We start from the raw sequence: 26,800 nt of genomic DNA, 5'->3' as shown, positions 1-26,800 counted from the left end.
ATAATTGAGATAACGCAAAATAAATCCCTTTTGTTAATTATTATAAGTATTGAAAACGAGTACCAAGTTACTAGTTTTGCTAACTCATTACCAGCCAGAATAAAAACAGCTAATAATTGCAACAGTACTTTAAAAAAAGCAGTTAGCATTAAATAATAATATTACTGACTACTTAAGAAAGTGAGCGTTTAGCGTAGACGTGATACTTCTAATTTTGTCCTCAGGTAATTCTGTTCTGTTACTAGTTATTTTAGCGATTTTGATACTAGTGCCATTGTTAAAACGTAAAAACTTATCGAGCGATTCTTTTAAATTAAAGATAAATCCTTCAGTGTTATCAGTTTCTAAATGAAGATTAAGAATGGTTAAAACACCAGACTTTCTATCCATCTTCGCATCCATTCTCCCCGAAAATTCTGTCCTCCATAAAAGTGGCAAACTGAAATAGCCAAACTTTCTTTTATTTGCCGGCAGGTAGCACTCAATTTGATAATCGTAGTTGAACAGTGCTTTGGTTCTTTTACGTTGAATAAGAATATTGTCAAAAGGGGAGAGTATTTTTACTTTATCTCTATTTATTTTTTTCTTTAGTAAGTCATTAATAGTGGGCAGGGCAAAATAGCACTGATTTTCAACAGTGACTTCAATTAATAAACCTTCTTCAAGCATTTGCAGACAAAATTGTTTTATCGGCTTTTTAAGGCCTTTTAGGAGATAACTTATCTGCTCTGGCGTGCCAATAGCGTTTGCGTTTAAATAGTTAATTATTAAGTGCTGAAAGTATTCTGCTTCGCTCGGTATTCTAGTGTCTATGTTTGCTGGCAGTACTCGCTCTGTTAGGTCATATACCTTTTGAAAGTTTTGCCTTTTTACCACCATAAGCTTACCTTCCATGAATAGTTGCTCTAGTGCTTTCTTGGCAGGTTTCCAGTCCCACCATCCGGTTTTAGAGCCTCTAGTATCTTTAAAGTCTTTTGCTTGTAACGGGCCTTCTGCTGTGATCCTTTCTAAAACATGTGCCATGCTTTTTTCATCTTTACTAAACCAATGCAGCTCTCCTTTTGCAATCGCGTTCTTTCTTGGCAGGCTATAACGGTAATCTACCATGGGTAAATATGACGCTGCATGTGACCAGTATTCAAAAATTTGTTTATTTTCTAATAGTTGCTCTAGATGAGTAGGCTGATAGTTTTCTACACGATTCCATAAACTGTGGTGATGAGCACGTTCGACTACAGAAATTGAATCAATTTGGACGTAGTTCATTGCTTCAATTGCTTTATAGGCCGCTTCTTTACCACTTTCTATTTTGCTTTTTTTATGAATACCTTGGCTGAATAAAATTGCTTTTTGTGCATCTTCTAAACTAAGGGTATTTTTCATGTGATAAATGACATCCATATGAGTGTTGTTTTAGATTGTAACAGCAAAAATAACCTAGTGAACTACCATGAATTTAATGTGCTGAGTTGGTGTTAATCTAACTGCGTATCAAGTACTGAGATCAAGAAATGAAAACAAGGTACACCACAAATGGGTTTTCATTGATAAAAGCGGTAAAAATCCACGTAAACATTCTACTATCGCTATTCTTCGAGCTATTCAAAATGCTGGTATTGAAGATTTTCGTCATACGTGTGCTTCAAGGCTTGTACAGAATGGTATGACGGTTCAAGAAACTGCACATATTTAGGGCATACCAATATTGCTACAACTATGCGTTATGCACATTTAGAGAAGAATCAGGTAACTGAGAAAATGAAAGCAGTAATTGATCGGTTTAATGATTAATGAATGAGGAACTAATACAAAAAGATGATCTGTTTTCTTCGAAGTTTTTAGCATTCGGAATTGGAGAGCCACAACCAAGCTCTTTATCTCTCAGTGTTGTTTCTCAACCAAAGCTTTGAGTAAGAATACGGCATTTCGATTGATTTAAGGAGTCGGGTGGATTTTGAATTTTTTGATCCGTTAAGTACAAATTCATCCCTTTTAAATTTGAATGACTAATATCTACGTTATCAAGGCTAGTCCGCAATAATGAAGCACCACGAAGATCTGCACCTCTTAAATCTGCAAAACCATCCGCAGATCCATAGAAGTGTGTATTTACTAAAGTTGCCTTATTTAAGTTTATACATCGTAACTGAGGGCCAATTATTGCTCGAGTAAAGTCTGCCGAAACGAAATCGCTATTATTTAAGTTTGTTGTAGCCAGCTGTGCTCCCACGACATAAGCACTTGGAAAAAAGGAAAACTCAAAATTTCCATCTGTAATAATTATACCACCAAGATTACTTTCTTCGTTGTGCATTTGCGAGGAAAGATCAACAAGTGTCATTTCTACCGGCCTACAGTCGTCTTGTTTCACTGAAATATTTTCATGAATACGACCTCGTATATAAGAGTATCCAATTTCAGCTTTCATATCACAACCCCAGTTATCACTATGGGAGGATATAATTTTTTAAATTTCGTTATGAAGATTGAAATGGCCACTATTGATTAAGGTTCTAGGACTTCGGAGTAATGCCATATAAATTGTATAAGGGGAAAATAGAGTAGGCTTGATTAGGAGTACAGAAGAATATTGTAAATCGGCCAACCCTTTTAATGAATAGTTTTTTCCGCTACTACTTAGCTGTGAAACCAATGTGTTAAAGTTTTGCGTAAATTCGTCATAACCCGTTTTGTACATAGAACTAGCTAGATAATAACATGAGACATAAAGTCCTATGATAGCTGATATCGCTGTTATGCTTGTTTTTACTGACAAATCTTTTAAACGAAGAGATTCCGACAACTTACTGAGCATGTTTTTGAGATTGGTAGTCGATTCTTCATTCATGATATTTACCTTATTATTTTTAAGCTATATACGTATCTGAGTGCTAGGTAACGTTTTAGGAAAGCGCATGTGCTTTTCAATTTATCTCTTAAAATTAGCACCTTAAATAGTTTATTACCATTATCACTCAAGCTATTAAATTAAAACGTTCTAAGACAAATAATGAAGCGGTGTTATATATGTCAAATCGCGTCAGAATCCTCGTAAGCATTCTACTTTAGCTATTCGTAGAGTAATTCTAAACGCTGGTATTGAAGATTTCCGTGTCCATAATTTTCGCTACACATGTGCAAGTTGGTTAGTGCAAAATGGTATGACGGTTCAGGAAACTGTTCATTTTAGGGCATTCAAATATCGCAACCACTATACGTTACGCAAATTGAGAAAAAATCAGGAGGCTGAGAAAATGAAAGCAGTTATTGATCGGTTTAATGACTAATGCTTAACTATTGTTAGTAGTAGTTTAATCAATGGATTGAGAATGAAAAAATTATACATGTTAGAAACCAGCAAATTGCTGCCAGGTGATCTGATCTTAACTTCTGAAAAATCCAAATTAAGTATGCTTGTTAGGCTGGGGTTATGGTCAAGGTTTAGTCATGTATCTATGGTTGTTTCAGGTGGTCTTTATATAGAAGCGTTAGGTCTAGGAGTAAGAGTAAGATCATTAAATACTATATTAGTTAGTAACATTAAAGTATTGCGATACGGTGATAGTAACTCTGCATTAAACGCTTCAGAAGCTATTAAGGAATATTTGCATTCAGAGTACTGGTGGCAAGGTGCAGTCAAAAGTCGGTTTAGGTTAAACCGAAAAGATTCAAACACTTTATTTTGTTCAAACTTAATTGCGTTATCATTTAGTGATATTGGCTTGCCTATATCTCAAATACCACCTAGTAATATCACACCTAAAGATATTGAGCGCTCTAAGTCCTTTACTGATATTACAAATGATGTCGTGTTTAGGCCTAAGCATATTCCTATATTTCTCAAAGAAAGTGACTTTCAAACTTTATCAGATATTGAAACACTAACAATGCAAAAAATTTGTTTATCTATAGATTCGTGGGCTAGCAAGCAAGATCTTGAAGTCCCTTATGGCTTCTTAAAAATATTGAAGTTTTTATATACTATTGATGACAAGGTATTACAACAAAAATTAGATATTGTGATAGTAGAAGCACTTCGGGAAAACCAGCTTACAGATCTTATTCAATATGCGCGAGATAAAGTAATTGCGCCTTTGGAACAAGTATTTTTAAAGTTAAAGAAAACAAGTCACAGCAAAGAGACGGTAAGTGTCGATTACTATTTGATGGAAAGCGGCCATAATTCTCTTTTAGAATCACAAAAGGTATTAAGTGAGAATTTAGAGATATACAGGGATTTGTTTATGCAATCAAAGCTAATGTCTTTTGAGATTATGACAGCATATACCGAAGCATTATTGAAACAGCATGATTATGTTATCCGCTATATAGTTGGAATATTGAATTACTATTACGAAACTTACCCGCAATATTTTGAATAGCGCGTTAGCTTCTCATTAATTATGATCTGCAAACCAACTGATTTCACTGGTGCTAATACCCAGTTCGGATATTTACACCATCAACTAATTTACACAATAAATTACATCGCAGTTTTAGCGGTTTATAGATCAACACCAATACCCTAAGCAACGGATTAAATCCTTTTTTACTTGCCCAATTTATCAAAAAGTACTGAATTAATTATTTAATACTCGATAAATGAATCAATTGAAATTAACTTACCTTAGGTAAAATTAGTGCCCTATGTGGGGTAATTCTAAATGGTGTGTATTTCTTGCCTATTAACTTCTTGGTATCACAGGATTAAATCACATATGGGGTGCAGAATAGGTGGGGTAGGTGCTTTTATTGGTGCTAGTGAAATTGACTATAGAATTCGACCAATCGATAGATACAAAAAAGCCCTAACCGAAGTTAGGGCTTGAATGAATGGTGCCGACTGCCGGAGTCGAACTGGCGACCTACTGATTACAAGTCAGTTGCTCTACCAACTGAGCTAAGTCGGCACACAAAACTGTGTGCGATAAATTTAACTTTAAAAGTAAGTTTATCTTGGCACCGAATTACAAACGGTAATTGTAATTCTACTCTTTACTAAGAGTGAAAATGGTGCCTCGACCCGGAATCGAACCAGGGACACGAGGATTTTCAATCCTCTGCTCTACCGACTGAGCTATCGAGGCACAATAACAACCTAATTGATTGTCCTGTACGTTGTCTTCTTGGCTGTGCCTTGAAGACGGGGCGTATTAAACTGTTTTTCGTTTACCCCGTCAACCCTTTTTTTTAAATAAATGTTTGTTTGCCGTTTTTTTCTACGCATTGCTCTTTTATGGAACAATTTAGCTAAACATTTTACTTTTTAAAGGCTATTTATCGCTATTAAGCGGTATATAGTGTGTAAGTGCCTATGATGATAAAACCTGTGCCGGCGATATAAGAAAGTATTTTTTCATCAATGTAAGCAGATAAAAAACTACCAACAAGCACACCAACCGCCGTTGCAACAATTAAAGCAGCAGATGCGGCGGTAAATACCAGCCATTTACTAACGTCTTTATCAGCAGCAAACAACATAGTTGCTAACTGAGTTTTGTCACCAAGTTCTGCAATAAACACCGAAACAAAGATAGTGGCGAATATTTTCCAGTTAATGGCAAACTCCATTTACTTCTTCTCAGGTGTGTAGCCTTCAATTTCAGGCTCTTTGCCATCAAAAAGGTAAGCAACCATGGCGGTTTCTAGAAAAGCGCGATCGTCAGGATTCATCATGTTCATTTTTTTTTCATTAATTAACATGGTTTGCTTCTTTTGCCAGTTTCCCCATGCTTCTTTAGATATGTTATCAAAAATTCTTTTCCCAACTTCCCCTGGGTAAAGTTGAAAACCTAAGCCTTCGGCTTCTTTTTGTAAGTTTTGACAAAAAACAGTACGACTCATAATAATTTCTCTTTGTGCTGATAAATTTAATATTTAAAATTGGTTAAATGGGTAATTGCTGCAGTTGCGTAATTAATTTTTGTGTTGACGCCGCTAAGCCAACCGAAGCATTAGTGGTTAAATTATACCACTGCAAAGTGCTATTTTCGCTGATTTCTTTTGCAGGTAATATTTCACAATCCACTATTATCGGCTCTATATCTAAATGAAAGTGGCTAAAAGTATGACGGAACTTATCTAATGGCTGTGAGGATAGTTGCTGTAAATTTAGTTTTTTCAATAAATTGTCTAAAGAATCAATTTCTGATATTTCTAGAAAGCACCATAATCCTCCCCATATCCCCGACGGAGGACGTTTTTCCATCAATACTTGTTGCTCAACGCGCGGGATAACCATAATAGTATGCTTTTCAGGAATCACTTTTTTTGGTTTTTTTTGTGGATAATTGGCTTGCTCATCTCCGGCAAAAGCAAGGCAACTGGTTTGTATTGGGCAAATATCACAGTTGGGTTTGGAGCGGGTACAAACCATAGCACCTAAATCCATCATGGCTTGATTAAAGCTAGCAACGCCTTTTTTTGGGGTTAGTACTTCGGTAATCGGCCATAAAGTTTTCTCATAAATGGCTTGTCCAGTATGTCCTTGCACCTTATAGCAACGGGCAAGTACCCGCTTAACATTACCGTCTAATATTGCGTGATGTTTGTTTAATGACAGGCTTAATATCGCTCCAGCAGTAGATCGGCCAATGCCGGGTAAGGCGATAACCTGCTCGATATCATCGGGAAAGACACCTAGATACTGATCGCGAATAATTTTCGCTGACTTATGTAAGTTTCTTGCGCGAGCGTAATAACCAAGCCCGGTCCAATGGTGCAAAACAGTATCTTCATCAGCATTGGCTAAGTCAGTGACCGTTGGAAAGCTTGCCATAAATTTTTGGTAATAAGGGATTACCGTAGCAACTTGAGTTTGTTGCAACATAATTTCTGAGATCCAGACACGGTAAGGCGTTTTGTCTTGCTGCCAAGGCAAGTGTTTTCTACCCTGTAACTCGAACCAGTTTAAAACTTGGTTTGAAAACAACTGAGCAGATTTGGCGGATATTGTGGTTTTATTTGTCATAGCGGCGACAGTGTAGCGAATAAAGCTAATATTTTCATTGCAAAAATTTCTATTGCCACTATGCTCTCGACCATAAGATCAACTGAAGATAATAATTGCTCGTTGACTAAATTTAAAGGAAACCAATAAATGAAAATTAATGCTAAAAACCGCAGTAACCGTTTACGTAAAAAATTACGTGTTGATGAATACCAAGAGTTAGGTTTTGATCTTGCTTGGAAACTTGAAGATGGCACTGACAGCGAAACAATCGATACGTTTTTATCTAAATTTTTCGATGAAGTGATTGAGCCAAACGGCTTAGGTTTTGGCGGCGAAGGTGATACCTTGTGGCATGGTATTGTTTGCACACAAAAAATTGGTAAATGTACTGAAGAACATCGCCAACTAGTAGAAAAGTGGTTAACAGATAATGGTGCAAGTGCTGTTAAAGTAAGCCCTTTATATGACGTTTGGTGGGCTGAGTAAGTACTCGCTTAATAAACGGTTAAGAGAATGCATGATTATTCTTGTTGGTAGCGATACCGTGATTGAACTTTGCTCACTAAACAAGGATAATATGCGGCCAAATTTTGATGACATATTTAAGTAATTGATAGCACTATGACTGAAAGAACCCATAAAACTGTTGAACAGGCTGAACAAGAAGGCAAGTACATTCGAAAAGTACGTAGCTTTGTTAAACGTGAAGGTCGCCTTACCAATGGTCAAGCAAAAGCACTTGAGCAATTTTGGGATACTATGGGCTTGAACCACGAAGATGGTTTGATAAACCCTAGCCTATTATTTGGCAATGATAACCCTGTTGTACTTGAGATTGGCTTTGGCATGGGCAAGTCTTTAGTTGAAATGGCTAAAAACGCACCGGAATTGAACTTTATTGGTGTTGAAGTGCATCGCCCTGGTGTTGGTGCCTGTATTGCATTGGCGCAGGAAGAAGGTGTTAATAACTTAAAAGTGTATGAGCATGACGCTATTGAAGTGCTAGCTGATTGTATTCCTGCTGAATGTTTAACGACAGTGCAGTTGTTTTTCCCTGATCCATGGCATAAAAAGAAACATCATAAGCGTCGCATCGTACAAGCAAGCTTTGTTGAAGCTATTCGTGAAAAGCTTAAAGTTGGTGGCGTTTTTCATATGGCGACTGACTGGGAAAACTACGCAGAATGTATGTTAGAAGATATGACATCTGCACCAGGTTACAAAAACCTGTCAGAAAATGGTGATTATGTACCGCGCCCTGATTCTCGTCCGTTAACGAAATTTGAAAACCGTGGTCAAAATTTAGGTCATGGTGTTTGGGATTTACAGTTTGAAAAACTAGCTTAAGGGCTTAGCTTTTCAACGTAGAAAGAGAGCCTAGTGCTCTCTTTTTTGTGTCTATGATTTATGCAATGTTATGAACAGCTGGCTAGTCTATATAACGACTAAACAATAACCTTACCTGTGCAGTTTGTCTCGCTCAATATGAAATAAGTGTTGGCTGTTGCGTAAATTACCTGTTTCCTTTAACCACTGTTCAGTGATTATTTCTCGCATCAATGCCGCTTGTAAAATTCTGCCAGTAGAAGCGGTCCAGTAAGCAATGGTTGCCTCTTGGTGTACATCGTTATTGGGCTGTTGTTCTGAGCGTGTGAGTTTCATTTCTTCAATAATATCAGCAATAACTTTTGGCTTTAATTCTTGCATTACTTGACGTCTAAATTGGGTGAAGTGTTTAGCACGCATAAGTTGCCATATTAGCCAAATTAAAAATATAACCGCGATTACTATAATAAATTCCAAAACTTCTCTCAACTCATACTAATACTCTTCGGCGCCATGATAACAGTATTTATAAATTGCCTACATTGTTTTTAAAGTTTTTGACGCTATCAATTATTTGCCCTTGAGTTACACTGATAATGATCACCTTTTGATTGCAACTGATTGTTTAAGGAGTAACTTTTATGCGTTGTGGTTTTATTGTTTTAATTTTTAGCTTAGTGTCAGTGGCGGTAAATGCTGATAATTCAGTACAAAAATTGTTTAAAAAGGTCAATGGCAGTGTTGTTGAATTGCATGTTCAAGCGTTGGCACAACCGATAGCTAATCAAGTTCAATATAAGGTTAGTACAGAAAACTCTTTAGGCTCAGGTGCTGTGATTAGTAAAAATGGTCGCATTTTAACAGCGGCGCATGTTGTTGATAGAGCCACCAATATTGAAGTGATTTTTGCTGATGGCTCAACCACGTCAGGCCATTTAGTTTGGATCAACGCCATTCTAGATCTAGCCATGATCCAAGCGGCCGAATTGCCTAGCAACATAAAGCCTTTGCCTCTAGCAAAATCAAGCAATTATGAAGTAGGGGAGCAAGTGATTGCTATTGGTGCACCTTATGGTGTCAGCCATAGTCTTTCTGTTGGTTATTTAAGTGGTATACGTGATAGAGAAGCCATTCCTGGTAGTAATATTATCCCGCGCTTTATTCAAACGGATGCGGCAATAAACCAAGGTAATTCTGGTGGCCCAATGTTTAATAGCGAAGGCGAAATTATCGGTATTGTCAGTCATATTTTGTCGCAAACAGGTGATAGTAATGGTTTAGGTTTTGCTATTTCGGTTGATTCTATTCATGAACTCATTGCGACAAAACCAGCGGTTTTTGCTGGCTTTATTCCACATATTTTAACCGAGGCAGAATCTAAGGCACTGAATAATCCCTATGGCCACGGTATGCTTATTCAGCAAGTTATCCCCGGAACATTAGCCGCTAAACTTGGCTTTAAAGGTGGTGAGTTAAGCGTGATGATTGGTGAAAAACCTTTGTTATTGGGTGGCGATATTTTATTAGAAATATCTGGTCGAAGGTTAACCGATTTAGCATCCGTGATTAAGTTACAACAACGGTTTTCTCATTATGAAAAAGGTGAAAAACTAGTCTTTACATTCTTACGTAATGGCGAGAAAAAGCAAGTACAGTGGATTGTTGACAGGTAAAGTAATTTCCAAGCTAATAAGAGGCCACATGGCCTCTTTATCATTCTCAAATCACCGCTTTATTACATATAACTACATGACTATTAAGTTCTTATGTTTTTTTATCTAACATTTTTGCATCGAATTTAGTACTCATTATTTTGAAATTTTAACTCCAATTGATTTAAAAGCTAAATAATTAAAATTTAAGTAGAAAAATGTTTTGTTACATCCTACTCTGATATTGAAGGTATTTACTTTAAATGGATTTTCTCGAAGCCTGCGGGGCTGATATTAATTATAAAGTAAGCCGTAACAACTTGGTTTACTTAGTTTAAAAGAGGTAAATCATTTTGAGTAAAGAAGTAAAGTTTGGTGCGTCGGAAATTCTCCTTTCGACCACAGATCTAGATAGTCACGTTAAATACGCCAACAAAAAATTCTGTAATATTGCGGGATACTCACTAGAAGAAATGGTCGGCCAACCTCATAACTTGGTCCGTCATCCTGAGATGCCAAAAGCGGCATTTAAAGATCTTTGGTCGTTTATTCAAGCGGGAAACTCTTGGATGGGGCCAGTTAAAAACCGTTGTAAAAATGGCGATTACTATTGGGTTAATGCCTTTGTTACGCCGATCAAGGATGAGAAGGGTAAAGTACATGAATACCAGTCGGTTAGAACCAGCCCTGAAGCGGAAGTTATTGAACGAGCAGAAAAGCTATACCCTAAAATGAATGCTGGTCGTCCTGTTAGACAAGCTAAAAGTCAGCAAGACGCAACATTATGGCTGCAGTTGATGTTGTTTCTTCTAGCCTTATTATCTTTAGCCTCAGTCGTCATGAGTGAAGGTAACTTAATGCTTAATCTGAGCACTGCGCTAATTTCGATTGCTGCTGCTTTTACAATGTTTTTTTGGCGCAAAAAATATCGTGTCGTGGTCGATGAAGCTAAACAGGTTTTTGATAATTCATTAATGAGTTATCTTTATTCAGGTAATAGTGATGATGTTGGTGCGATAACTTTAGCGTTAAAAATGCGTAAGGCAGAGTTAAATGCAGTTGTTGGCAGGGTAAGTGACGACTCCGCATCGATTACCAATAATGCTCAAGAATCTTCTGAACGAGGCAGTGGTGTTGCAAGAATTCTAGGTGAACAAAAAAGTGAAACCGAGCAAGTTGCTGTTGCAATTAACCAGATGCTATCGACAGTGCAAGATATTGCTCAGGTTGTTACGAGTGCCTCGGATAGTGCCCAGCAAGGCTTAGATATAAGTACCGATGGCCAAGCTGTGGTGAAAGAAACAATTAGCGCAATCAATGAATTATCATCTCAACTAAACGAAGTTGAAAGTGCAATAAGTCGTTTGATTAACGGCAGTAGGGCGATTACAACTGTGTTAGGCGAGATCAGTAGTATTGCCGATCAAACCAACTTACTGGCCTTAAATGCGGCTATTGAAGCTGCCCGAGCTGGCGAGCAAGGTCGAGGGTTTGCGGTAGTTGCTGAAGAGGTTCGTGCATTAGCGATGCGTTCACAACAATCAACAGAAGAGATCGGAAAGTTACTCGAACAGCTAGAGAGAGAATCAGACTTTGCCACGCAAGCTATGACTAAAGGTAGCGAATTATCAAGTAATTGTGTTGAGCAGGTAAATAGAACGGGTGACTCGTTAACGAGAATAGCGTCTGATGTTTCGGATCTTGCCAATATGAGTATGCAAATTGCCGCTGCAGTAGAAGAACAATCGGTAACGGTTGAACAGATCAGTCAGAATATCGTCTCAATTCGCGATATGTCTTCGGACAGTGAAGCACATGGTCAAGAAGCCGTTCAGTTAAGTGATAAGTTATTACGCAGACTTAATCAGCAAACTAGATTAGTGGCACAATTTCAAAGTTAAGGATTAAGGGTTAACTTTTGAGTGAAGGTTACTATGAGCTTGAGCGGTAAGTTTGGCCAGTAAAATAAAAAGGAAGCAATTATGCTTCCTTTTTTAATCGTCTTAAATTAATGGCTAATTTAAGGTAATTGGCGTTGTGCTGTTAAGTAGTCCTAAACCGGATTGTTGGTATTGTTGTTTAAACTCAGCAATATCCTTGGCGAGGAAATTGTTGACCTCAGTGACGCCTTTTTGCAATGCCGCTTTACCTTGTGCTAAATACAATTCGGCAGTTGGTGACGGTTTCCCATAGCGACTACCGACATAACCCCAAGCGGTAAATATTTTCGAACTAACTTTATAGCTTTCATCGACTATGCCGTTAGTTTTTGGAATTGAACGTAAGCTTTTATCTAGCTCGGCAATTTTCTTAATCAAGGTTTTTGCCTCGCTACTTAATTTTGCGGCCGGGGTAGAGTCTTTAGCTTCTGTTTTCGCTACTTTTTCTAAGGCCTTATCAGCCATGGCTTTAATTAACTCGACATCTTTTTTACTGTCTACCAACGCATGAGCGGCTTTAGTTAATGTTGAGTACATATCAACAGCTTGATGCTGTAAATTATAGCTAGCCGTTAAGTCTTGCTCTGAAACGTTAAAGCGTGGATCTTTTAAAACCGTTGCCTTAGTTTCAAGTTCATGGTCGTTTAACTTAACGGTAATGCTGTATGTACCAGGTACAACTTCAGGCCCAGCGGATAAAATATCTTTATCTTCTTTAGGCTCATCTCCCGGCATATTTAAAGCACCGTCAGATTCTAGTCCCCAAGCAATGCGGTTGATCCCCTGTTTTATTTTACTAACAAAAGTACGAACGACTTCGCCTTGGCTATTCTTAACAATAATTCGTGCTTTGTCTGAAAGCTCTGGATTATCTTTTTTGGCTTCATCATTGTTTTTAGATTTATCTGCTTTAGCTTTTTCTGCTTTTTTCTTAGCTGCTTTAGCAATGAGACGAGCTTTTTCTTTGTCTTCATCAGGGTGCGCTAAGTGTTCGCCTGAAGCCATTAATGTTAACGTCACGCCATACGCTTCATTTTCACCAACGTAGGCAGCGTCACCCCAGAAGCGAGATGATGGTGCACGATTAGTAACATACTGCTGGCCATCAGAAACGCTTAATAGTTTTAATGGTGCTTTAAATGACTGTTCAGATAAGCCGCGCAAAGCGCTGTAATCGTCAATAACAATAATCGAACGACCATGCGTACCCAGTACTAAATCGTTTTCACGTTGCTGTATTGCCATATCCATTACAGAAACGGTTGGTACACCGTCGTATTTAAACCATGAGTCACCGGCATCTGTTGAAGCATATAAACCTAGCTCAGTACCTAAGAATAAAAGATTTTCATCAACATGATCTTGTTGCACGGAAAGGGCATAACCTTTAATATTTTTCGCGGTTAAATTGGTGAATTTACTACCGTATTTTGATGCTTTGAAAATATAAGGTTTCATATCTCCACGGCGATGATTATCTATAACAATGAAAGCCTCATCAGCGTTATAAAGTGAAGGGGTTATATGAGGGATAAATGCATTTTTTGGCGCTTTTCGAACCTTCTTCTCCGCACTTTTCCAGGTTTTGCCACCATCTTGTGTAACATGAATTCGTCCGTCATCCGTACCAACCCAAATAACACCTTGTTTTATCGGGCTAGGGGCAATGGTAATAATTGCCGTGTTATTTTCCGCAGCGGTAACGTCAGGTGTTAAACCGCCAGAGTCTTTATAGCGCTGAAATTCGGGATTGTTGGTGGAAAGATCGCCTGAAATAACTTGCCAAGTTTCCCCCCTGTCAGTTGATTTGTGTACAAACTGACTGCCGTAATAAATGGTATCTTGATTAAACGGGTCTTGTGCTAGACCAGCATTCCAGTTAAAACGTAATTCAGTGTCAGCATTTGGTGGTGGAGGCATAATAAGGTTTTGTTCGCCGGTATTAATATCCCAACGACTTAAGTATCCGCCTTGTGATTGGCTATAGCCTTTGGTGACATCATCTGGAAATGGCATAGCATCAAAACCATCACCAAAGCCGATTTCTTGCCAATGTAGGTTACGAATTCCTGCACTGTCCCAAACCTCAGCAGGGCCTCGCCATGAGCCATTATCTTGTAAACCACCATAAATATTATATGGATGCGCGTCATCAACACGGATATGATAAAACTGTGAAATTGCTAAGTTTTGCACAAAGCGCCAGCTATCACCTTTATCTTGAGTAATGGCGACACCGCCATCATTACCTAAAATTAAGTGTTTTGAGTCTTTTGGATTGATCCACAAGGTGTGATTGTCGATATGGATAGTATTACCTGCGGCACAGCAATCAACTTTGTCAATTTTACTAAAGGTTTTACCACCATCAATTGAGCGACGAATAAAGGTCGCTATATTATAAATGACATCAGGGTTGTTAGGGTCAACCTCTATTTCTGAATAGTAAAATGGTCGATCGGCAACGCCGACTTCATTGTTAACGGTTCGCCAACTATTACCGCCATCGTCTGAGCGCATTAAAGCGCTTTTTTCTGCTTCAATTAGCGCATAAACAATATTTGGCTGACTTTCTGCGATATCAAAGGTTATGCGGCCTAAATCGCCTTCGGGTAAGCCGTCTGCAACCGTTTTTTCCTGCCAAGTTTCTCCACCATCAAGTGAAATAAATAAACCTGAGCCTGGGCCGCCTGATTCAAAACGGTCGGGCCAACGTCTAAATTGCCACATTGACGCATAAAGCTTATTGGGATTGCTTGGATCCATTTTGATATCGGTGCCACCTGTGGTGTTATCAATAAATAGAATTTTCTGCCAGGTTTTGCCACCGTCAATAGTTTTATAAATACCACGGTCTTTATTTTCTGACCAAAGTGTTCCTAATGCTGCCACGTAGGCGATATCGGGGTTTGTAGGATGCAAGGCAATACGGTTAATGTGCTCGGAATTTGCTAAGCCCATTTTCTGCCAATTTTTACCGGCATCGACAGACTTATAAATACCGCCACCAATAGAAACCGAGTTACGGACATTACCTTCGCCAGTTCCTAGCCAAACAATATCTGGAATGGCCTGATTAATTGCAATTGCGCCAGTTGATGCATATTCTTCGTGTTCAAAAATTGGTGTCCATTTTAGTCCGGCATTTTCAGACTTCCAGACCCCACCTGAAGCCGCAGAAGCGTAGATAATACTCGGGTTTGAAATGACGGCTTCTATATCTGATATCCGGCCACTTGTTGCGGCGGGGCCAATATTTCTAACTTTTATGCCCGAAAGTAAATCTGTGTCTATGGTGGCTGATGCGCTAGTAGCAATAGTTGCGCTGAGCATCAAGCAGGTAAGAGATTTTTTCATCGATATTCCCTGTTATTTATAGCGGTACTTATAATCACATTACTTGCAATTAAAGTAGGTGAATAGAGTAAGTTTCTTATATTTTTCTTACTTTATGTTGTAACACTTTTTAATCATTGATGTCGCATTGATACGGCAAATTGTTTAATTTTTACGTTATATTACCGCTAAAGTAGCGTGATGTGAGCTTGTGCTGTGAAATTCTGCTATCAGAAAAAACAGGAAATAAAAGAGCAACATACGCTAACAGTTGCTCTTGATGAGGAGTGACTTGTTATGCTGCCTTATACTTTAAATTGAGCGCCTTCATGCATTAATAGTTTCGCTTTTAAGGCTAAACCGCCAGCATAACCCGTTAACTTGCCATTACTGCCGATAACACGATGGCAAGGCACGATTAAGGCGATTGGATTGGCACCATTGGCAGCACCGACGGCTCGCACCGCTTTTTCATTGTTAATATGTTTAGCAATCCAAGCATAGCTTTTCGTTTTACCACAGGGGATTTCAGTTAATGCTTGCCAAACTTGTTTTTGAAATGCTGTTCCGTCTGGGGCTAACGGTAAATCAAATGTTTTTCTGTCGCCATTAAAGTACTCAGATAATTGCTGAATAACTTGGCTGAATTTACTGCTATCTTCAATTAAACCAGCAAAATTAATTGGTGACTTTCCGGCTTGAAAAGCCAAAGCACTTAAACCTTGGTTGTTAGCCGTTAAGGCAATATCACCCAGAGGTGACGGGTAATTACAATAGTACATAAGCTGTTACTCCTTGGTGTTTGATGCGGCACTGTCGCTAGCTAATTGCAGCGACTGCCATAAATATATGGCAGCGTAAGCTCGCCAAGGCCGCCAACTTTCAGCTAGCGCTAATATGTCTTTGTTCTTTGGTTTTATCTCATCAATGGTAAGTGCTTTAATAATGCCTAAGTCGGCACTCGGAAAAGCGTCTGGATCACTTAATCCGCGCATACCAATATAGTTGACGGTCCATGGACCGATACCTTTTAACTTAGTTAACGCCGCTTCTAATTCTTCTATGGTTAATCCTTTAGCAAAGATGCCTTCGTTTTCTTGAAAAAAGTTAACCCAAGTTTGCAAAGTGGCTATCCGCGAGCGGGTAAGGCCAATTTCTTGGTAATCAACGTTGTTTAATACTGAAATTTTTGGAAAATACTTTGTGGTATTAATATGGGCTGGCTTTTCGATATCATCAGCGTTTGCACCATATTTCTCCGCAATACGTTGTGCGAGTGTTGTTGCCCCTTTGACGGATATTTGTTGCCCTAAAATCGCCCTAATTGAGAACTCAAAAATATCCCAACAACCGGGTAAGCGCAGCCCTGGGAACTTTTCTATTACCTGCGCAAGTTTTTCATGCTTTTTTAAGTGTTGATGAATTAACTGCATATCAGCATCAAGGTCGAACATGCGGCGAACTCTAGCAATAATTTGATGTAGATAGCTGTAATCGGTTAACTTGACGGTTAAATTTAGAGCGTTTTTCGATTCATGATGGCTCACTTTTATCCAGCCGCGACAATCATCAAGTTCAAGAGTACGAAAATAATGTTCTTTAGTAATATTTTCGATATTGCTCATCTGCCGAGAGCGGAAAAATCCTAACATTAGTGACCAGTCAAATGGCGCTTTATAAGGTAACAAAATAGTGACTTGGCTGTCAGACGAAATGGCCTTACTGCCTCTGATCTCGCTTGGCGTACTTTGGTAGGCTTTCATAATGACTTCATTAAATCGACGTATACTATTAAAGCCAGCAGCAAAGGCAACATTGGTAATACTTAACGAGGTTGAAACTAATAACTTGTGTGCGAGTAAAAGGCGTTGCTGATGAAAAAACTCACTTGGTGGTAAACCATAATATTGCATGAATAATCGACGGATTTGCCGTTCGCTGATGTTTAATTGTTCGGCACATTTTTGTAGATTGTAATTGTTTTCGTAATAAGACTGGCTTATTTGTCTTATTTTTTTCGGCAAAGGTACATTAGGTGCTAATTGTGGAAAGCAGCGCTTGCATGGACGAAAACCTGATTGTTGCGCTAATTCCGCACTTTCATAGTATTTTACGTTTTCCGGTTTAGGCGGGCGAGCAGGGCAAACGGGCCGACAGAATATACCGGTAGTGAGGACCGCGGTAAAAAACCTACCGTCAAAGCGAGCGTCACGACTTAGTCGTGCATTCTCACATACCTCAATACTTAACATAGTTTTCCTTATTCATTATTTCTTGTGGTGTTATTTTACTGCTGGCAATGTAAATGACTGGCGACAATCGGACAAGACCTAAAATATAAATTTACACTTGCGCTTAGCCTTTTTGAAGTATGCCGGAAAATTTGCACGGTATATTTATCCCGAGCTCAGGTTGTTTAACAAAAACTCACTTCTTCTTAGTGTGACTTTTCGCACTTTTGTTTTCTTTCTGAATAGATTATTCAAATAAGAAAAATATAAAAATGTCATGATTAATCACTGTTTTTAAATAAAAACTCAATGCTTTTTAACATTACGTCAGTGATTTTTAACAATACGTAAGCTTTTAATGAGTGTGGTTTATATAGTGAATAATGAAATATAAAAATAATTAAGTCAGATAATCGCATCGGTGATGTCTAGGCAATAAAACAAAAATAAATAATCTATATAGCCATTAATAAGAGTGCGAGGGGAAGTTGTCATGAAGGTTCTATTAGATAGTCGTTGTGGTCGGTTTTACGGAAAAAAACATCGCGTTGCACAAGCGGTAATTTCAGCCTTGTTACTTTCACCTTTATCATATGCTGCAGAAGAGCAAGCAATAACAGAAACAGAAACAGAAACAGAAATTGAAGTGGTTACCGTAACCGCGCAAAAACGGGTGCAAAATATATTAAAAGTTCCGGTAACTGTCAGCACCGTTAGTGCCGATACTATTGAAGAAAGTAGCTCAGTTTTACTGAGTGATATTGATAAGTTTATTCCGGGCTTTGAATTTTCAGATAGCAATATGACGCAAGCAGGTGTCACTATGCGTGGTATTTCTAGTCCTAATATCAGTGTTGGTGGTGATCCTTCTTCGGCTACATTTTATGATGATGTCTATATGCCAAGGGCGGCACAGAATGTTATTTTTTCTGATATGGCACGTGTTGAAGTGTTAAAGGGACCGCAAGGCACCTTGTTTGGGCGAAATGCCGCGATGGGCGTGGTAAGTATGGTGCCTAATGCTCCACATGCTGATTTTGAAGGTTTCGTAAAGGCAACCTTAGGTAGTGATAATTTACAGCGTTACGAAGGTATGGTGAATCTGCCATTGAGTGACAACTTCTATCTGCGTGCTAATGTCTTAACTAATGCTCAAGACGGTATTGTTGAGAATGTTTCTTCGCCAAGCTGGAATGATAATTTTAAAAACTGGGATTTAGGAGAGCGAGATCATACTGTTGCCCGCATATCCTTGTTGTGGGATATTTCATCGGCCACTAACTTTCAATTGTCTTATGACTGGGACGATCTAGAACAAGCGCCACCGATGGCAATAGGAATTAGTGAATTTGCCTATAATAACGGTCAAACGCTATTTGCTAATAAAGCGGAAAATGATGTCCGCAATGGTGTGGAAGCACGAGATATGTATGGCATCACAGCCAAGTTGAACCATGAGTTTAATGACCAGTGGTCAATGAAATATGTGTTAAGTTATCGTGATTGGGAAACGGAAAATCGCCAAGATGAAGACGGTACTGCAGAAATTACCCGCTACTTTGACACCTCGAATAATGAAGATTCAGACATCCTTTATACCGAACTTCAACTTAATTATGTCAGTGACAAAATTAATGCTGTCGCTGGCTTTTCTTACTCTAAAGAGAAGGTTGGTCAGACGACAGAGTTAAACTTAACCGCTGATACCGCTGCGCGACTGATCACCGGTGAGCTAAATAACTTTATAAAAGGTGGTGTCGCTGAGCAAATAGCTGCCATGATCGGCGGTACTTCCGATGCACATGCCGCCGGCGCTTTTGGTCCTGGTGTCACTTTTGCCGGTGCGGTTGATAGTTTTTATGCACTATCTGGTTTTCCTATGGACCATATGTGGAACCCTGATGAGTGGTCAAATGCGTTAAATGCACTTGGCTTTGCCGAAGACATTATGGCTGCTATCGGTATGCCAGGACAGCCGTTATTGGCCGATGTGGTGACGGCAACAGGCGATACCACCTATCAAATTGTCTCAGCTCAGCTTGGTATTGCGGAAGTGTTTGGCCCTAGTTATTCCGGGCAGTGGTGGAGCGAGTCGGTTAATAACACTGGTGATTTTACCAACTGGGGCATATTTGCCGATATTGATTATGCGATAACCCAGCAATGGAACGTGATTGCTGGCCTGAGATATTCACAAGATAAAAAGGACTTTACTTGGAATATTCCAAAAACAACCTTTGCCCAGCAAGTGCCTGGCGTGAGTAATTTGTTATTTCCCGAAGTGGAGCTAAAAGCTTCGGACGATTGGGATAAAATTACCGGTCGCTTAGTAACCAGTTATCAATTAAATGATGATCATATGATTTTTGCCTCATATTCTACCGGCTATAAATCAGGTGGCTTTGATTCTTTAACGCCTAGTACACAAGCCTTTGAGCCTGAAGATACTACCAACTATGAACTTGGTTACAAGGCGATTTTATGGGGTGAAGTGGTAGCTAATGTTAGTGCTTACTACTTAGAGTTGGATAACCTGCAACGAAGTGTTGATTCGAAAGTACCAGGTTCATCACAAGCGATACCAACAATCATCAATGAAGATAGAGAAATTACCGGTATTGAATTTGATTTACTGTGGTCAGCAACGGATAGCTTAACCTTAGGTGTGGTTTCAGAAATACGCAGCACAGATACCTACACACCAGAATTTTATAACGGTGAAGGAAGTTTAATTTCTGCGCAAAAATCTTCAGTTAATGCTAGTGCGAACTACACTTTTACGTTCGATTGGATGCCGGATCTTGGTTTAGGTAATACAAACTTCCACTTTGATTATGTTTTTGTTGAAAATATTAATGATGAGGAGGTTGGGATTGAAGATTACAAACTCGCTATTCCTGAGTATTTAAAAGATATGAAATTGTTAAATACTCGCATTTCATGGACTAGTGATGACGATACCTTGGAAATCGGCTTATGGGGGAAAAATTTATTGGATGAACGTTATATGCTATCTGTTGGCGGTTTAACGGCGGATGTTATTGGTACGCCGCATGGTCGTATTAATCGAGGTTTAGAAGCCGGTATCGATGTTAAATATTCATTTTAGCGATTGCTCTAAATAAACTTAACTATGTTCCGTATGTGCCAGTGTGCTCATTTAGCGTAAATGAAGCTTTTTCTTTTAAAATAACGCGACTATCGCGGTAACGTTTTGTTTTAGCCCGATGAAATAATCGGGCTTTTTTTATGTGCAAGCAATTTCCATTTTATTAATGACCTGTTTAGTATGGTAAAAACTACCAATAATAAGAATAAAATATATTTAAACTATGAATGATATAACAACATTTTTTGCCACATTCTCTTTTGCTCAAGCGGTGTTATGTCTACTGCTGCTGTTACCCAAGCAAAAAAAGAATCCTTCAGTTCAACTTTTTATTGGCTTAATGTTCTGTGTTTCATGTTATTTATTGCGTGATATTTTTCCGGTACTTATTCCCTATTCATTAGCTTGGTGGTTGGAGAAAATAGGTGGTAATGCATTGCCAGGTGTATTTTGGTTGGTGAGTTTAAGTGTTTTTGCTGATCATGTGATATTAAAGCCTTGGCAATATCTATTGGCATCACTGACCTTAGTGATCCCGCTTACCTTAATTGTCGGATCTTTACTGTTTGGGGTAAATATAAACCAATTCTCTATGCTTGGGCTTACGGCAAAATATGGCGCTATGGCGCTTGAATTGGCGTTAGTCTTTCATGCATTAATCATTGCCGTTAAACATTGGCGAGATGACCTTGTACAACAGCGTCGCTATATTCGAGGCGGGGTTTTAAGCTTGTCAGCGGTTTATATTTTTATGGTGATCTTTGCTAGCCAATTGCTGAACCTGCAATGGTTAATGCTGGGGGTTATGATTAACCTTGTTATGGCCATTCTGATTACCGGCGTTAATTTTCTTTTATTTAGCCTTAAAGATGGCAGTCTTTTCGTTACCATTGAACATTCAAATATTAGTCAGCAAATAGCAAATCCTCCCAGTAAAGAGTTGCTTAAAATTACCCAAGCAATGGCACAGGAAAAGCTCTATCGTCAAGAGGGAATAACTATCGCCAGTTTTGCTAAACACTTAGCAATTCATGAATACAAGTTAAGGCAGTTGATTAATGGTGAATTAAATTACCGTAACTTTAATGATTTTTTGAATTTCTATCGCATACAAGAAGTGAGCAACAACTTGATTTGTGAAGAAAGTAAAACCACACCCGTGCTAACGTTAGCGCTGGAAAGTGGTTTTAGAAGTTTAAGCTCATTTAATAAAGCCTTTAAAGCAACTTATGGTGTCACACCGACGGAATACCGTAAAAAGCACCAGTAATTTAATTATTTAACTAGTGATAAAGAATAATTCGTCAGACTTTTCTAGTTATTCGTCAGCTTTTTAACGTCCAGCATCATATAGTCAGAGCATGTGTTTTTAAGACAAGAACTGACATATGCCACAAACCCGCAGCTTTATAGCTCGGTCTTTAATAGTTAAGTCTCTTATTGTTAATGACAGAGTGTTTTTCCATAACAAACTAATGCTACAGGCGATTTATGACCGCGTGAAAGACTTTGGCTTTGCTTTCACTTTGCTAGTTTTAGTTTTTTCTCAACAGGTGTTGGCAACGCAAGTGACGGTGCCTGAGATAAAACAAATGAGTGCAGAAGCGCAGCAACAACTTGTTGTTTGCAAAAGTTGTCATGGCGCTGATTTGCATGGACAAGAAGCGTTAAAAGCGCCGGCAATTGTCGGGCAATCAGCCGTCTACCTAACTAATCAAATTAGTAAGTTTCAGCAAAAATTTAGAGGCGCGCACGCGCAAGACATTGCCGGACAACAAATGGCTGAAATCGCCACGTCTTTAAATGACATCACAGTTATTGAAGAAATTAATCATTACCTTAGCCAACTAACTTATTTTCCTAGCGCAGCTAGCATAAATAACTCGCTAGCGCCTGAGCAAGTGAATGCGCTTGCCAAGCAATTGAAGCAGGGCAGCAATTATTATCAAGCAAAGTGTGGTGCTTGTCATGGAGGTCAAGGGCAAGGTAATGACAGAATGTCGGCGCCGCGACTGAATAACTTATCTTCATGGTATATATCGAAACAAATGGACAACTTTGTCAACGGTATTCGAGGTGAACATCCTAAAGATAAATACGGTCGACAAATGGCTATGATGGCAAAAACGAGTCGTGGACAAGAGTTAGAAAACATTATCGCTTTTATTACGCAAATAAATAATTCTCGTGAACAACAAGGTGTTCGCAATGGCCAGTAAAATATTTTCCATCGCTGTTGTTTGTTGTTTACTTACAATAGCGGCTAACGCTGATGTCGTCGATCGCTCTATTTTCAATAATAATAAAAGTCTCCAAAAGCCGGCTCAGCAATCAAAAGCCGCTTTTACTTTAAATACTCAATGCCCGCCAAGTTTTGAGTTAACAGCTGCCGGTGTGTGTCGGCTATTGACTCAATATCAGTTTTACAATTCGGTACAAAATAGAGGTTTAGGTGGCACGAAAACGTCCTTACCGCCACACAGAGATGGTTTCACACCAGCACAAATTGATTTAGGACGTTATTTATTTTTTGATCCTTTGTTATCCAAAAATGGTGCTATTTCTTGTGCCAGCTGTCATCAGCCAGAAAAAGGCTTTAGTGATGATCTTGATCGCAGTGTTGGCGTAACCGGAGAAAAGGTGACACGCAGTGCGCCATCATTGTGGAACGTAGCATTTTTAGATAAGTTTTTTTGGGATGCAAGAGCAAAGTCTCTGGAAGAGCAGGCTCAAGGGCCACTATTTGATGAAAAAGAGATGGGCAATACACCAGAGCAGTTATTAGCGTCTCTACGTGGAAATAGTCAATACAGACAATTATTTACGCAAGCGTTTCCGAAGGCGGATAAATTGCAGTTAGAGCAAGTTTATACCGCACTGGCAGCGTTTCAAAGCTCGCTGATTTCATTAAATAGTCGTTATGATCGCTATGCACATGGCTATCATCAGGCATTAACAAAAAACGAAATCGCCGGCCTAAATGTTTTTCGATCCTTTGTTGCACGTTGCGCAGAGTGTCATCAGCCCCCCCTATTTACCAATAATCAAATCGCGGTGATCGGTACGCCTGAGCCTGATGGTCGAGAGCGAGATATAGGCGCCGCGAAAACCTATAATGCGGTAAAATTACGTGGAGCATTTAAAGTACCAACGTTACGTAATATCACTAAATCTGCGCCATATATGCATTCAGGTCGTTACAAGACATTAAAAGAATCCATCGAATTCTATAATGATGGTCGAGGCAACGCTGTGCCTGATGGCGAAAAATTGTATCTGCATTGGCATATTTCTGAGCCTAACTTGGCTGAAGATGAAATTGATTTGCTGGTTGAATTTTTAGCAACCTTAACTGATGAGAGTCTTACGCCCCAAATTCCTCATTCTTTGCCTTCAGGTTTGGCACCTGTTGATGAACAATTTCAACTCGAGTTAATGAAAAGTGGCCGGCAACCGCAAGGTAAATCTAATACGTCATCTAGCAAATCTATGCTAGCAGCAGATATGAAATCAAAAACGAATAATAAAAAAATAAGCGAGCGAAGTGAGGAACAACATGAAATTAAGTAAATTTATCACAGCAATATTAATTGCTGTGGCATTTGCTGGAGGTTTATATCTTGGCATTAGTCAAAACAATACTCCAGTGATCACTAACAGTGGCGCTGGTGCAAGTTATGGTGGTGGCTACGACAAGAGTGCGGATAAAGAAGTTAACCAAAAGAGCAAAAGTGCCGTTGCCGAGCGGACAAAAGCAGGCACAACTCATGTGGTTGAAGATGGTCAATCGATAATGGCTGCGGTGCAACGGGCTGAGCCCGGGGACACCATTCAAGTCATGCCCGGCAAATATCATGAAACGGTTTATATCGACAAAGACGACATACGTATTATTGGCGTTGTTAAAGAAGGAAAACGAGCAACATTAGATGGTGAGAAAAAGCTTAATGACGCGATTTTGTATTCCGGCAATAATTTTGTCGTCGAAAATATGCAAATTACCAATTATAAAGGTAATGCCATTATGGGGCAGGCCGGTAATAACTTTGAAATCAGAAACAATATTATTATTGATACAGGTGTTTACGGCATTTTTCCACAATTGGGTAAAAATGGTATCGTAGAATACAACGTAATCTCAGGCATTGAAGATGCTGCGATTTATGTTGGTATGAGTGACAATATTCATGTTGTCTATAATGATGTTTTTGACAGTGTTGCTGGTATCGAAATTGAAAACTCGCGTCATGCCATAGTTGAAGATAATTATGTGCACAATAATACCGGTGGAATTCTCGCTTTCATTACGCCCGGCCTACCAATAAAAACCACCTATGACGTTATTATTCGTAATAATTTTATTTCCGCTAATAATCATAAAAACTTTGGTGCGCCAGGCTCTACGGTTGGCGGAATTCCTGCAGGAACGGGGATCTTGGTGATGGCTGCCGACGATGTGGTGATTGAAGGTAATATTATCTCTGGCAATAAAACCGCCGGTATATTGATCACAGACCATCATAACGCACCCAATACCACCATAGATCCTGAGTCAGATCCAAGCCCAGATCGAGTGATGATTTTAGATAACTTAATGCTAAATAATGGCTACGACACCATAGACGAAGTTAAGGCATTAATGTTGACTGAACTTAAGCAAGGGCAACCAGACATAATTCGCGTCGGTGAGAGTAATGATAGTTGTATTATTAACCGACACCGTTATGTCTCTGTTGGGGTTAATAGCTGGAAAGAGTGTGAATTTACCAATACGGCGTCGGTTGATAGTTATTTGCTTGATGAGCCGGTTGCGCCACGTATTATTGACCCGTCAGAGCGTGGTAAGGTAGTTTATCAAGGAATTTGTGCCGGTTGTCATACCTATACTGGTCGCATGATTGGTCCTCCGGTACAAATTATTCAAGCATTATATATGGATAATCCACAAGGCATCGCTGACTACATCAATAAGCCAATTAAAAAGCGCGATGACTATCCAGAAATGCCACCGCAAAATTATTTAGATGCAGAAACCCGCATGGCTGCGGCGAAATATATGTTGAGTCGAACTAATTAAGTGTAAAGCCATCATTTCCTCAAACATAATTTAATGCCCTGTTGTCACACGCAGGGCTTTTTATTTTGTAGAACCTGTGCCGTCAGTAATTGACTAAGTTGATATATTTTATTTTTGTATACATTATGCAATAATGATTGGCATGATTAATTATTATTTTTTAAGAGAACACTATGCTAACGATAAATGCTGAAACGGTTAACCGCGCACTCGCGTTTCCAAAACTTGTTAATGCGCTTGAGCAATCTTTTGCTAGTGATATTACCGTACCGCCACGCTTACATTTTGATATGGCTAATCCAAAAGCCGAACGTGAAACAACCTTGCTGATGATGCCAGCGTGGCAAGCGGGTGAAGTTGCAGGAGTTAAAATTGTTACCGTGGCACCTGAAAACGGCAGCAAAGGCTTACCGTCAATTCAAGGCAGTTATTTGTTGATGGATATTGATACCGGTTCCATGATGGCGATGATGGATGCACCAGCATTAACGGCTAGAAGAACAGCCGCCGCTTCGGCATTAGCTTCACGTTTTTTGTCACGTGAAAATAGTGAAACTTTACTGATGATAGGAACCGGAACCTTATCAAGTAAGCTTATTGAAGCCCATGCCAGTGTAAGGCCAATTAAAAAGGTTTATGTTTGGGGTCGAAACAAGAGTAAAGCAGAAGCTATTTGCCAACAAGTTGCGCACCTTGAAGTAGATGTTCAAGCAATTGACAACATTGAAGACTATATTGCACAAGCAGATATCATTTCTTGTGCCACCCTTAGCAAAGAACCGCTAGTGTTTGGTAAGCAACTACAACTAGGCCAACATTTAGATATGGTCGGCTCATACCGTCCAGATATGAGAGAAATGGATAATGATTGCTTAACGGGTTCAAGACTATTTGTTGATAATTTTGAAGGTGCTTTACGTGAAACTGGTGATATGGCGATACCGCTAAAGCAAGGCGTGATCACTAAAGAGCAGGTTGAAGCAGACTTATTCTCGTTATCGAAACAAGAATTCAACATGCAAAGAAGCGATGAAGACATTACGGTATTTAAATCAGTCGGCCATGCTTTAGAAGATTTAACAGCTGCTAAACTGGTTGCAGACTATGCAAAATCTCAGCAGGTGTAAGCGATATAAGCTTTAGCCAAAATGTTTTAAGTAGAATTATCAATAAAGAA

Annotated in this window: 22 protein-coding genes and 2 tRNA genes; 12 read left to right on the top strand and 12 right to left on the bottom strand. The window is 39.0% G+C overall.

Going from position 1 to position 26,800, the window contains the following annotated elements; all coding sequences use genetic code 11:
- Window positions 1–168: 168 nt before the first annotated feature.
- Window positions 169–1,383: a winged helix-turn-helix domain-containing protein gene (locus AC27JP_RS18810; protein WP_487117468.1), complete on the bottom strand. Its 1,215-nt coding sequence runs from the start codon at window positions 1,381–1,383 to the stop codon at window positions 169–171.
- Window positions 1,384–1,498: 115 nt separating this feature from the next.
- Between AC27JP_RS18810 and AC27JP_RS18805 the strand changes: the two genes are divergently transcribed.
- On the top strand, window positions 1,499–1,693 hold the full coding sequence (locus tag AC27JP_RS18805) for a hypothetical protein (protein WP_487117612.1): 195 nt from the start codon (window positions 1,499–1,501) through the stop codon (window positions 1,691–1,693).
- Between the two features lie 201 nt (window positions 1,694–1,894).
- On the opposite strand, the gene AC27JP_RS18800 is transcribed toward AC27JP_RS18805, so the two are convergent.
- Complete coding sequence (locus AC27JP_RS18800; RefSeq protein WP_487117467.1) at window positions 1,895–2,428, bottom strand: pentapeptide repeat-containing protein; 534 nt, start codon at window positions 2,426–2,428, stop codon at window positions 1,895–1,897.
- 39 nt (window positions 2,429–2,467) lie between these two features.
- The gene (locus AC27JP_RS18795) at window positions 2,468–2,848 is read right to left on the bottom strand and encodes a hypothetical protein (protein WP_487117466.1); all 381 of its coding nucleotides are present in this window, start codon (window positions 2,846–2,848) and stop codon (window positions 2,468–2,470) included.
- Window positions 2,849–3,329: 481 nt separating this feature from the next.
- On the opposite strand from AC27JP_RS18795, the gene AC27JP_RS18790 reads away from it, so the two are divergent.
- Window positions 3,330–4,382 (top strand): hypothetical protein, encoded by a 1,053-nt coding sequence (locus tag AC27JP_RS18790; RefSeq protein ID WP_487117465.1) that lies wholly within the window; start codon window positions 3,330–3,332, stop codon window positions 4,380–4,382.
- 452 nt (window positions 4,383–4,834) lie between these two features.
- Here AC27JP_RS18790 and AC27JP_RS18785 read toward each other — a convergent pair.
- The 5 genes from AC27JP_RS18785 to mutY form a co-directional block, all read right to left on the bottom strand.
- Window positions 4,835–4,910, bottom strand: a tRNA-Thr gene (locus tag AC27JP_RS18785).
- Window positions 4,911–5,011: 101 nt separating this feature from the next.
- Window positions 5,012–5,087: transfer RNA gene (locus AC27JP_RS18780), tRNA-Phe, on the bottom strand.
- Window positions 5,088–5,286: 199 nt separating this feature from the next.
- On the bottom strand, window positions 5,287–5,571 hold the full coding sequence (locus tag AC27JP_RS18775) for a TMEM165/GDT1 family protein (protein ID WP_487117464.1): 285 nt from the start codon (window positions 5,569–5,571) through the stop codon (window positions 5,287–5,289).
- Complete coding sequence (locus AC27JP_RS18770; protein ID WP_487117463.1) at window positions 5,572–5,844, bottom strand: oxidative damage protection protein; 273 nt, start codon at window positions 5,842–5,844, stop codon at window positions 5,572–5,574.
- Window positions 5,845–5,887: 43 nt separating this feature from the next.
- Complete coding sequence (gene mutY, locus AC27JP_RS18765) at window positions 5,888–6,970, bottom strand: A/G-specific adenine glycosylase (RefSeq protein WP_487117462.1); 1,083 nt, start codon at window positions 6,968–6,970, stop codon at window positions 5,888–5,890.
- Window positions 6,971–7,099: 129 nt separating this feature from the next.
- On the opposite strand from mutY, the gene AC27JP_RS18760 reads away from it, so the two are divergent.
- Both AC27JP_RS18760 and trmB read left to right on the top strand, forming a co-directional pair.
- On the top strand, window positions 7,100–7,438 hold the full coding sequence (locus tag AC27JP_RS18760) for a YggL family protein (protein ID WP_487117461.1): 339 nt from the start codon (window positions 7,100–7,102) through the stop codon (window positions 7,436–7,438).
- A gap of 135 nt (window positions 7,439–7,573) precedes the next feature.
- Complete coding sequence (gene trmB, locus AC27JP_RS18755; protein WP_487117460.1) at window positions 7,574–8,299, top strand: tRNA (guanosine(46)-N7)-methyltransferase TrmB; 726 nt, start codon at window positions 7,574–7,576, stop codon at window positions 8,297–8,299.
- A gap of 111 nt (window positions 8,300–8,410) precedes the next feature.
- Here trmB and AC27JP_RS18750 read toward each other — a convergent pair whose 3' ends face one another.
- The gene (locus tag AC27JP_RS18750; protein ID WP_487117459.1) at window positions 8,411–8,755 is read right to left on the bottom strand and encodes a hypothetical protein; all 345 of its coding nucleotides are present in this window, start codon (window positions 8,753–8,755) and stop codon (window positions 8,411–8,413) included.
- A 164-nt stretch (window positions 8,756–8,919) separates the two neighbouring features.
- Between AC27JP_RS18750 and AC27JP_RS18745 the strand changes: the two genes are divergently transcribed.
- On the top strand, window positions 8,920–9,951 hold the full coding sequence (locus AC27JP_RS18745) for a S1C family serine protease (protein ID WP_487117458.1): 1,032 nt from the start codon (window positions 8,920–8,922) through the stop codon (window positions 9,949–9,951).
- Between the two features lie 332 nt (window positions 9,952–10,283).
- Window positions 10,284–11,831: a methyl-accepting chemotaxis protein gene (locus AC27JP_RS18740; RefSeq protein ID WP_487117457.1), complete on the top strand. Its 1,548-nt coding sequence runs from the start codon at window positions 10,284–10,286 to the stop codon at window positions 11,829–11,831.
- Between the two features lie 114 nt (window positions 11,832–11,945).
- Here AC27JP_RS18740 and AC27JP_RS18735 read toward each other — a convergent pair whose 3' ends face one another.
- The 3 genes from AC27JP_RS18735 to AC27JP_RS18725 all read right to left on the bottom strand — a co-directional run bounded on the left by AC27JP_RS18735 (window position 11,946) and on the right by AC27JP_RS18725 (window position 17,458).
- Window positions 11,946–15,227 (bottom strand): WD40/YVTN/BNR-like repeat-containing protein, encoded by a 3,282-nt coding sequence (locus AC27JP_RS18735; RefSeq protein WP_487117456.1) that lies wholly within the window; start codon window positions 15,225–15,227, stop codon window positions 11,946–11,948.
- 284 nt (window positions 15,228–15,511) lie between these two features.
- Window positions 15,512–15,988: a methylated-DNA--[protein]-cysteine S-methyltransferase gene (locus AC27JP_RS18730; RefSeq protein ID WP_487117455.1), complete on the bottom strand. Its 477-nt coding sequence runs from the start codon at window positions 15,986–15,988 to the stop codon at window positions 15,512–15,514.
- A 6-nt stretch (window positions 15,989–15,994) separates the two neighbouring features.
- Complete coding sequence (locus tag AC27JP_RS18725) at window positions 15,995–17,458, bottom strand: DNA-3-methyladenine glycosylase 2 family protein (protein ID WP_487117454.1); 1,464 nt, start codon at window positions 17,456–17,458, stop codon at window positions 15,995–15,997.
- A gap of 472 nt (window positions 17,459–17,930) precedes the next feature.
- Here AC27JP_RS18725 and AC27JP_RS18720 point away from each other — a divergent pair, with 472 nt between their 5' ends.
- The 6 genes from AC27JP_RS18720 (at window position 17,931) to lhpI (ending at window position 26,750) form a co-directional block, all read left to right on the top strand.
- On the top strand, window positions 17,931–20,546 hold the full coding sequence (locus AC27JP_RS18720; protein ID WP_487117453.1) for a TonB-dependent receptor: 2,616 nt from the start codon (window positions 17,931–17,933) through the stop codon (window positions 20,544–20,546).
- Between the two features lie 223 nt (window positions 20,547–20,769).
- A complete protein-coding gene (locus AC27JP_RS18715) occupies window positions 20,770–21,816 on the top strand; it encodes a helix-turn-helix domain-containing protein (protein ID WP_487117452.1) in 1,047 nt (348 codons plus the stop codon).
- Window positions 21,817–22,021: 205 nt separating this feature from the next.
- The gene (locus tag AC27JP_RS18710; protein ID WP_487117451.1) at window positions 22,022–22,765 is read left to right on the top strand and encodes a c-type cytochrome; all 744 of its coding nucleotides are present in this window, start codon (window positions 22,022–22,024) and stop codon (window positions 22,763–22,765) included.
- Window positions 22,755–24,116 (top strand): cytochrome-c peroxidase, encoded by a 1,362-nt coding sequence (locus AC27JP_RS18705; protein WP_487117450.1) that lies wholly within the window; start codon window positions 22,755–22,757, stop codon window positions 24,114–24,116. Before AC27JP_RS18710 ends, AC27JP_RS18705 begins: the two co-directional genes overlap by 11 nt.
- Window positions 24,103–25,623, top strand: coding sequence for a parallel beta-helix domain-containing protein (locus tag AC27JP_RS18700; protein WP_487117449.1), 1,521 nt, complete (start codon window positions 24,103–24,105; stop codon window positions 25,621–25,623). The genes AC27JP_RS18705 and AC27JP_RS18700 overlap by 14 nt, the downstream gene beginning before the upstream one ends.
- 173 nt (window positions 25,624–25,796) lie before the next feature.
- Window positions 25,797–26,750 (top strand): bifunctional Delta(1)-pyrroline-2-carboxylate/Delta(1)-piperideine-2-carboxylate reductase, encoded by a 954-nt coding sequence (gene lhpI, locus AC27JP_RS18695; protein WP_487117448.1) that lies wholly within the window; start codon window positions 25,797–25,799, stop codon window positions 26,748–26,750.
- Window positions 26,751–26,800 lie beyond the last annotated feature (50 nt).

Source organism: Colwellia sp. SU-HH01172 (genome assembly GCF_057553355.1).
Note: the sequence above shows the minus strand (reverse complement) of the source record. Positions and strands in the feature narration are given on the sequence as shown.

Coding starts and splice junctions, on each gene's coding strand:
- AC27JP_RS18760 (WP_487117461.1), top strand. CDS start 7,100: ATGAAAATTAATGCTAAAAACCGCAGTAACCGTTTACGTAAAAAATTA.
- AC27JP_RS18770 (WP_487117463.1), bottom strand. CDS start 5,844: ATGAGTCGTACTGTTTTTTGTCAAAACTTACAAAAAGAAGCCGAAGGC.
- mutY (WP_487117462.1), bottom strand. CDS start 6,970: ATGACAAATAAAACCACAATATCCGCCAAATCTGCTCAGTTGTTTTCA.
- lhpI (WP_487117448.1), top strand. CDS start 25,797: ATGCTAACGATAAATGCTGAAACGGTTAACCGCGCACTCGCGTTTCCA.
- AC27JP_RS18705 (WP_487117450.1), top strand. CDS start 22,755: ATGGCCAGTAAAATATTTTCCATCGCTGTTGTTTGTTGTTTACTTACA.
- AC27JP_RS18710 (WP_487117451.1), top strand. CDS start 22,022: ATGCTACAGGCGATTTATGACCGCGTGAAAGACTTTGGCTTTGCTTTC.
- AC27JP_RS18800 (WP_487117467.1), bottom strand. CDS start 2,428: ATGAAAGCTGAAATTGGATACTCTTATATACGAGGTCGTATTCATGAA.
- AC27JP_RS18700 (WP_487117449.1), top strand. CDS start 24,103: ATGAAATTAAGTAAATTTATCACAGCAATATTAATTGCTGTGGCATTT.
- AC27JP_RS18715 (WP_487117452.1), top strand. CDS start 20,770: ATGAATGATATAACAACATTTTTTGCCACATTCTCTTTTGCTCAAGCG.
- AC27JP_RS18795 (WP_487117466.1), bottom strand. CDS start 2,848: ATGAATGAAGAATCGACTACCAATCTCAAAAACATGCTCAGTAAGTTG.
- AC27JP_RS18790 (WP_487117465.1), top strand. CDS start 3,330: ATGAAAAAATTATACATGTTAGAAACCAGCAAATTGCTGCCAGGTGAT.
- AC27JP_RS18720 (WP_487117453.1), top strand. CDS start 17,931: ATGAAGGTTCTATTAGATAGTCGTTGTGGTCGGTTTTACGGAAAAAAA.
- AC27JP_RS18725 (WP_487117454.1), bottom strand. CDS start 17,458: ATGTTAAGTATTGAGGTATGTGAGAATGCACGACTAAGTCGTGACGCT.
- AC27JP_RS18735 (WP_487117456.1), bottom strand. CDS start 15,227: ATGAAAAAATCTCTTACCTGCTTGATGCTCAGCGCAACTATTGCTACT.
- AC27JP_RS18730 (WP_487117455.1), bottom strand. CDS start 15,988: ATGTACTATTGTAATTACCCGTCACCTCTGGGTGATATTGCCTTAACG.
- AC27JP_RS18810 (WP_487117468.1), bottom strand. CDS start 1,383: ATGAAAAATACCCTTAGTTTAGAAGATGCACAAAAAGCAATTTTATTC.
- AC27JP_RS18745 (WP_487117458.1), top strand. CDS start 8,920: ATGCGTTGTGGTTTTATTGTTTTAATTTTTAGCTTAGTGTCAGTGGCG.
- trmB (WP_487117460.1), top strand. CDS start 7,574: ATGACTGAAAGAACCCATAAAACTGTTGAACAGGCTGAACAAGAAGGC.
- AC27JP_RS18775 (WP_487117464.1), bottom strand. CDS start 5,571: ATGGAGTTTGCCATTAACTGGAAAATATTCGCCACTATCTTTGTTTCG.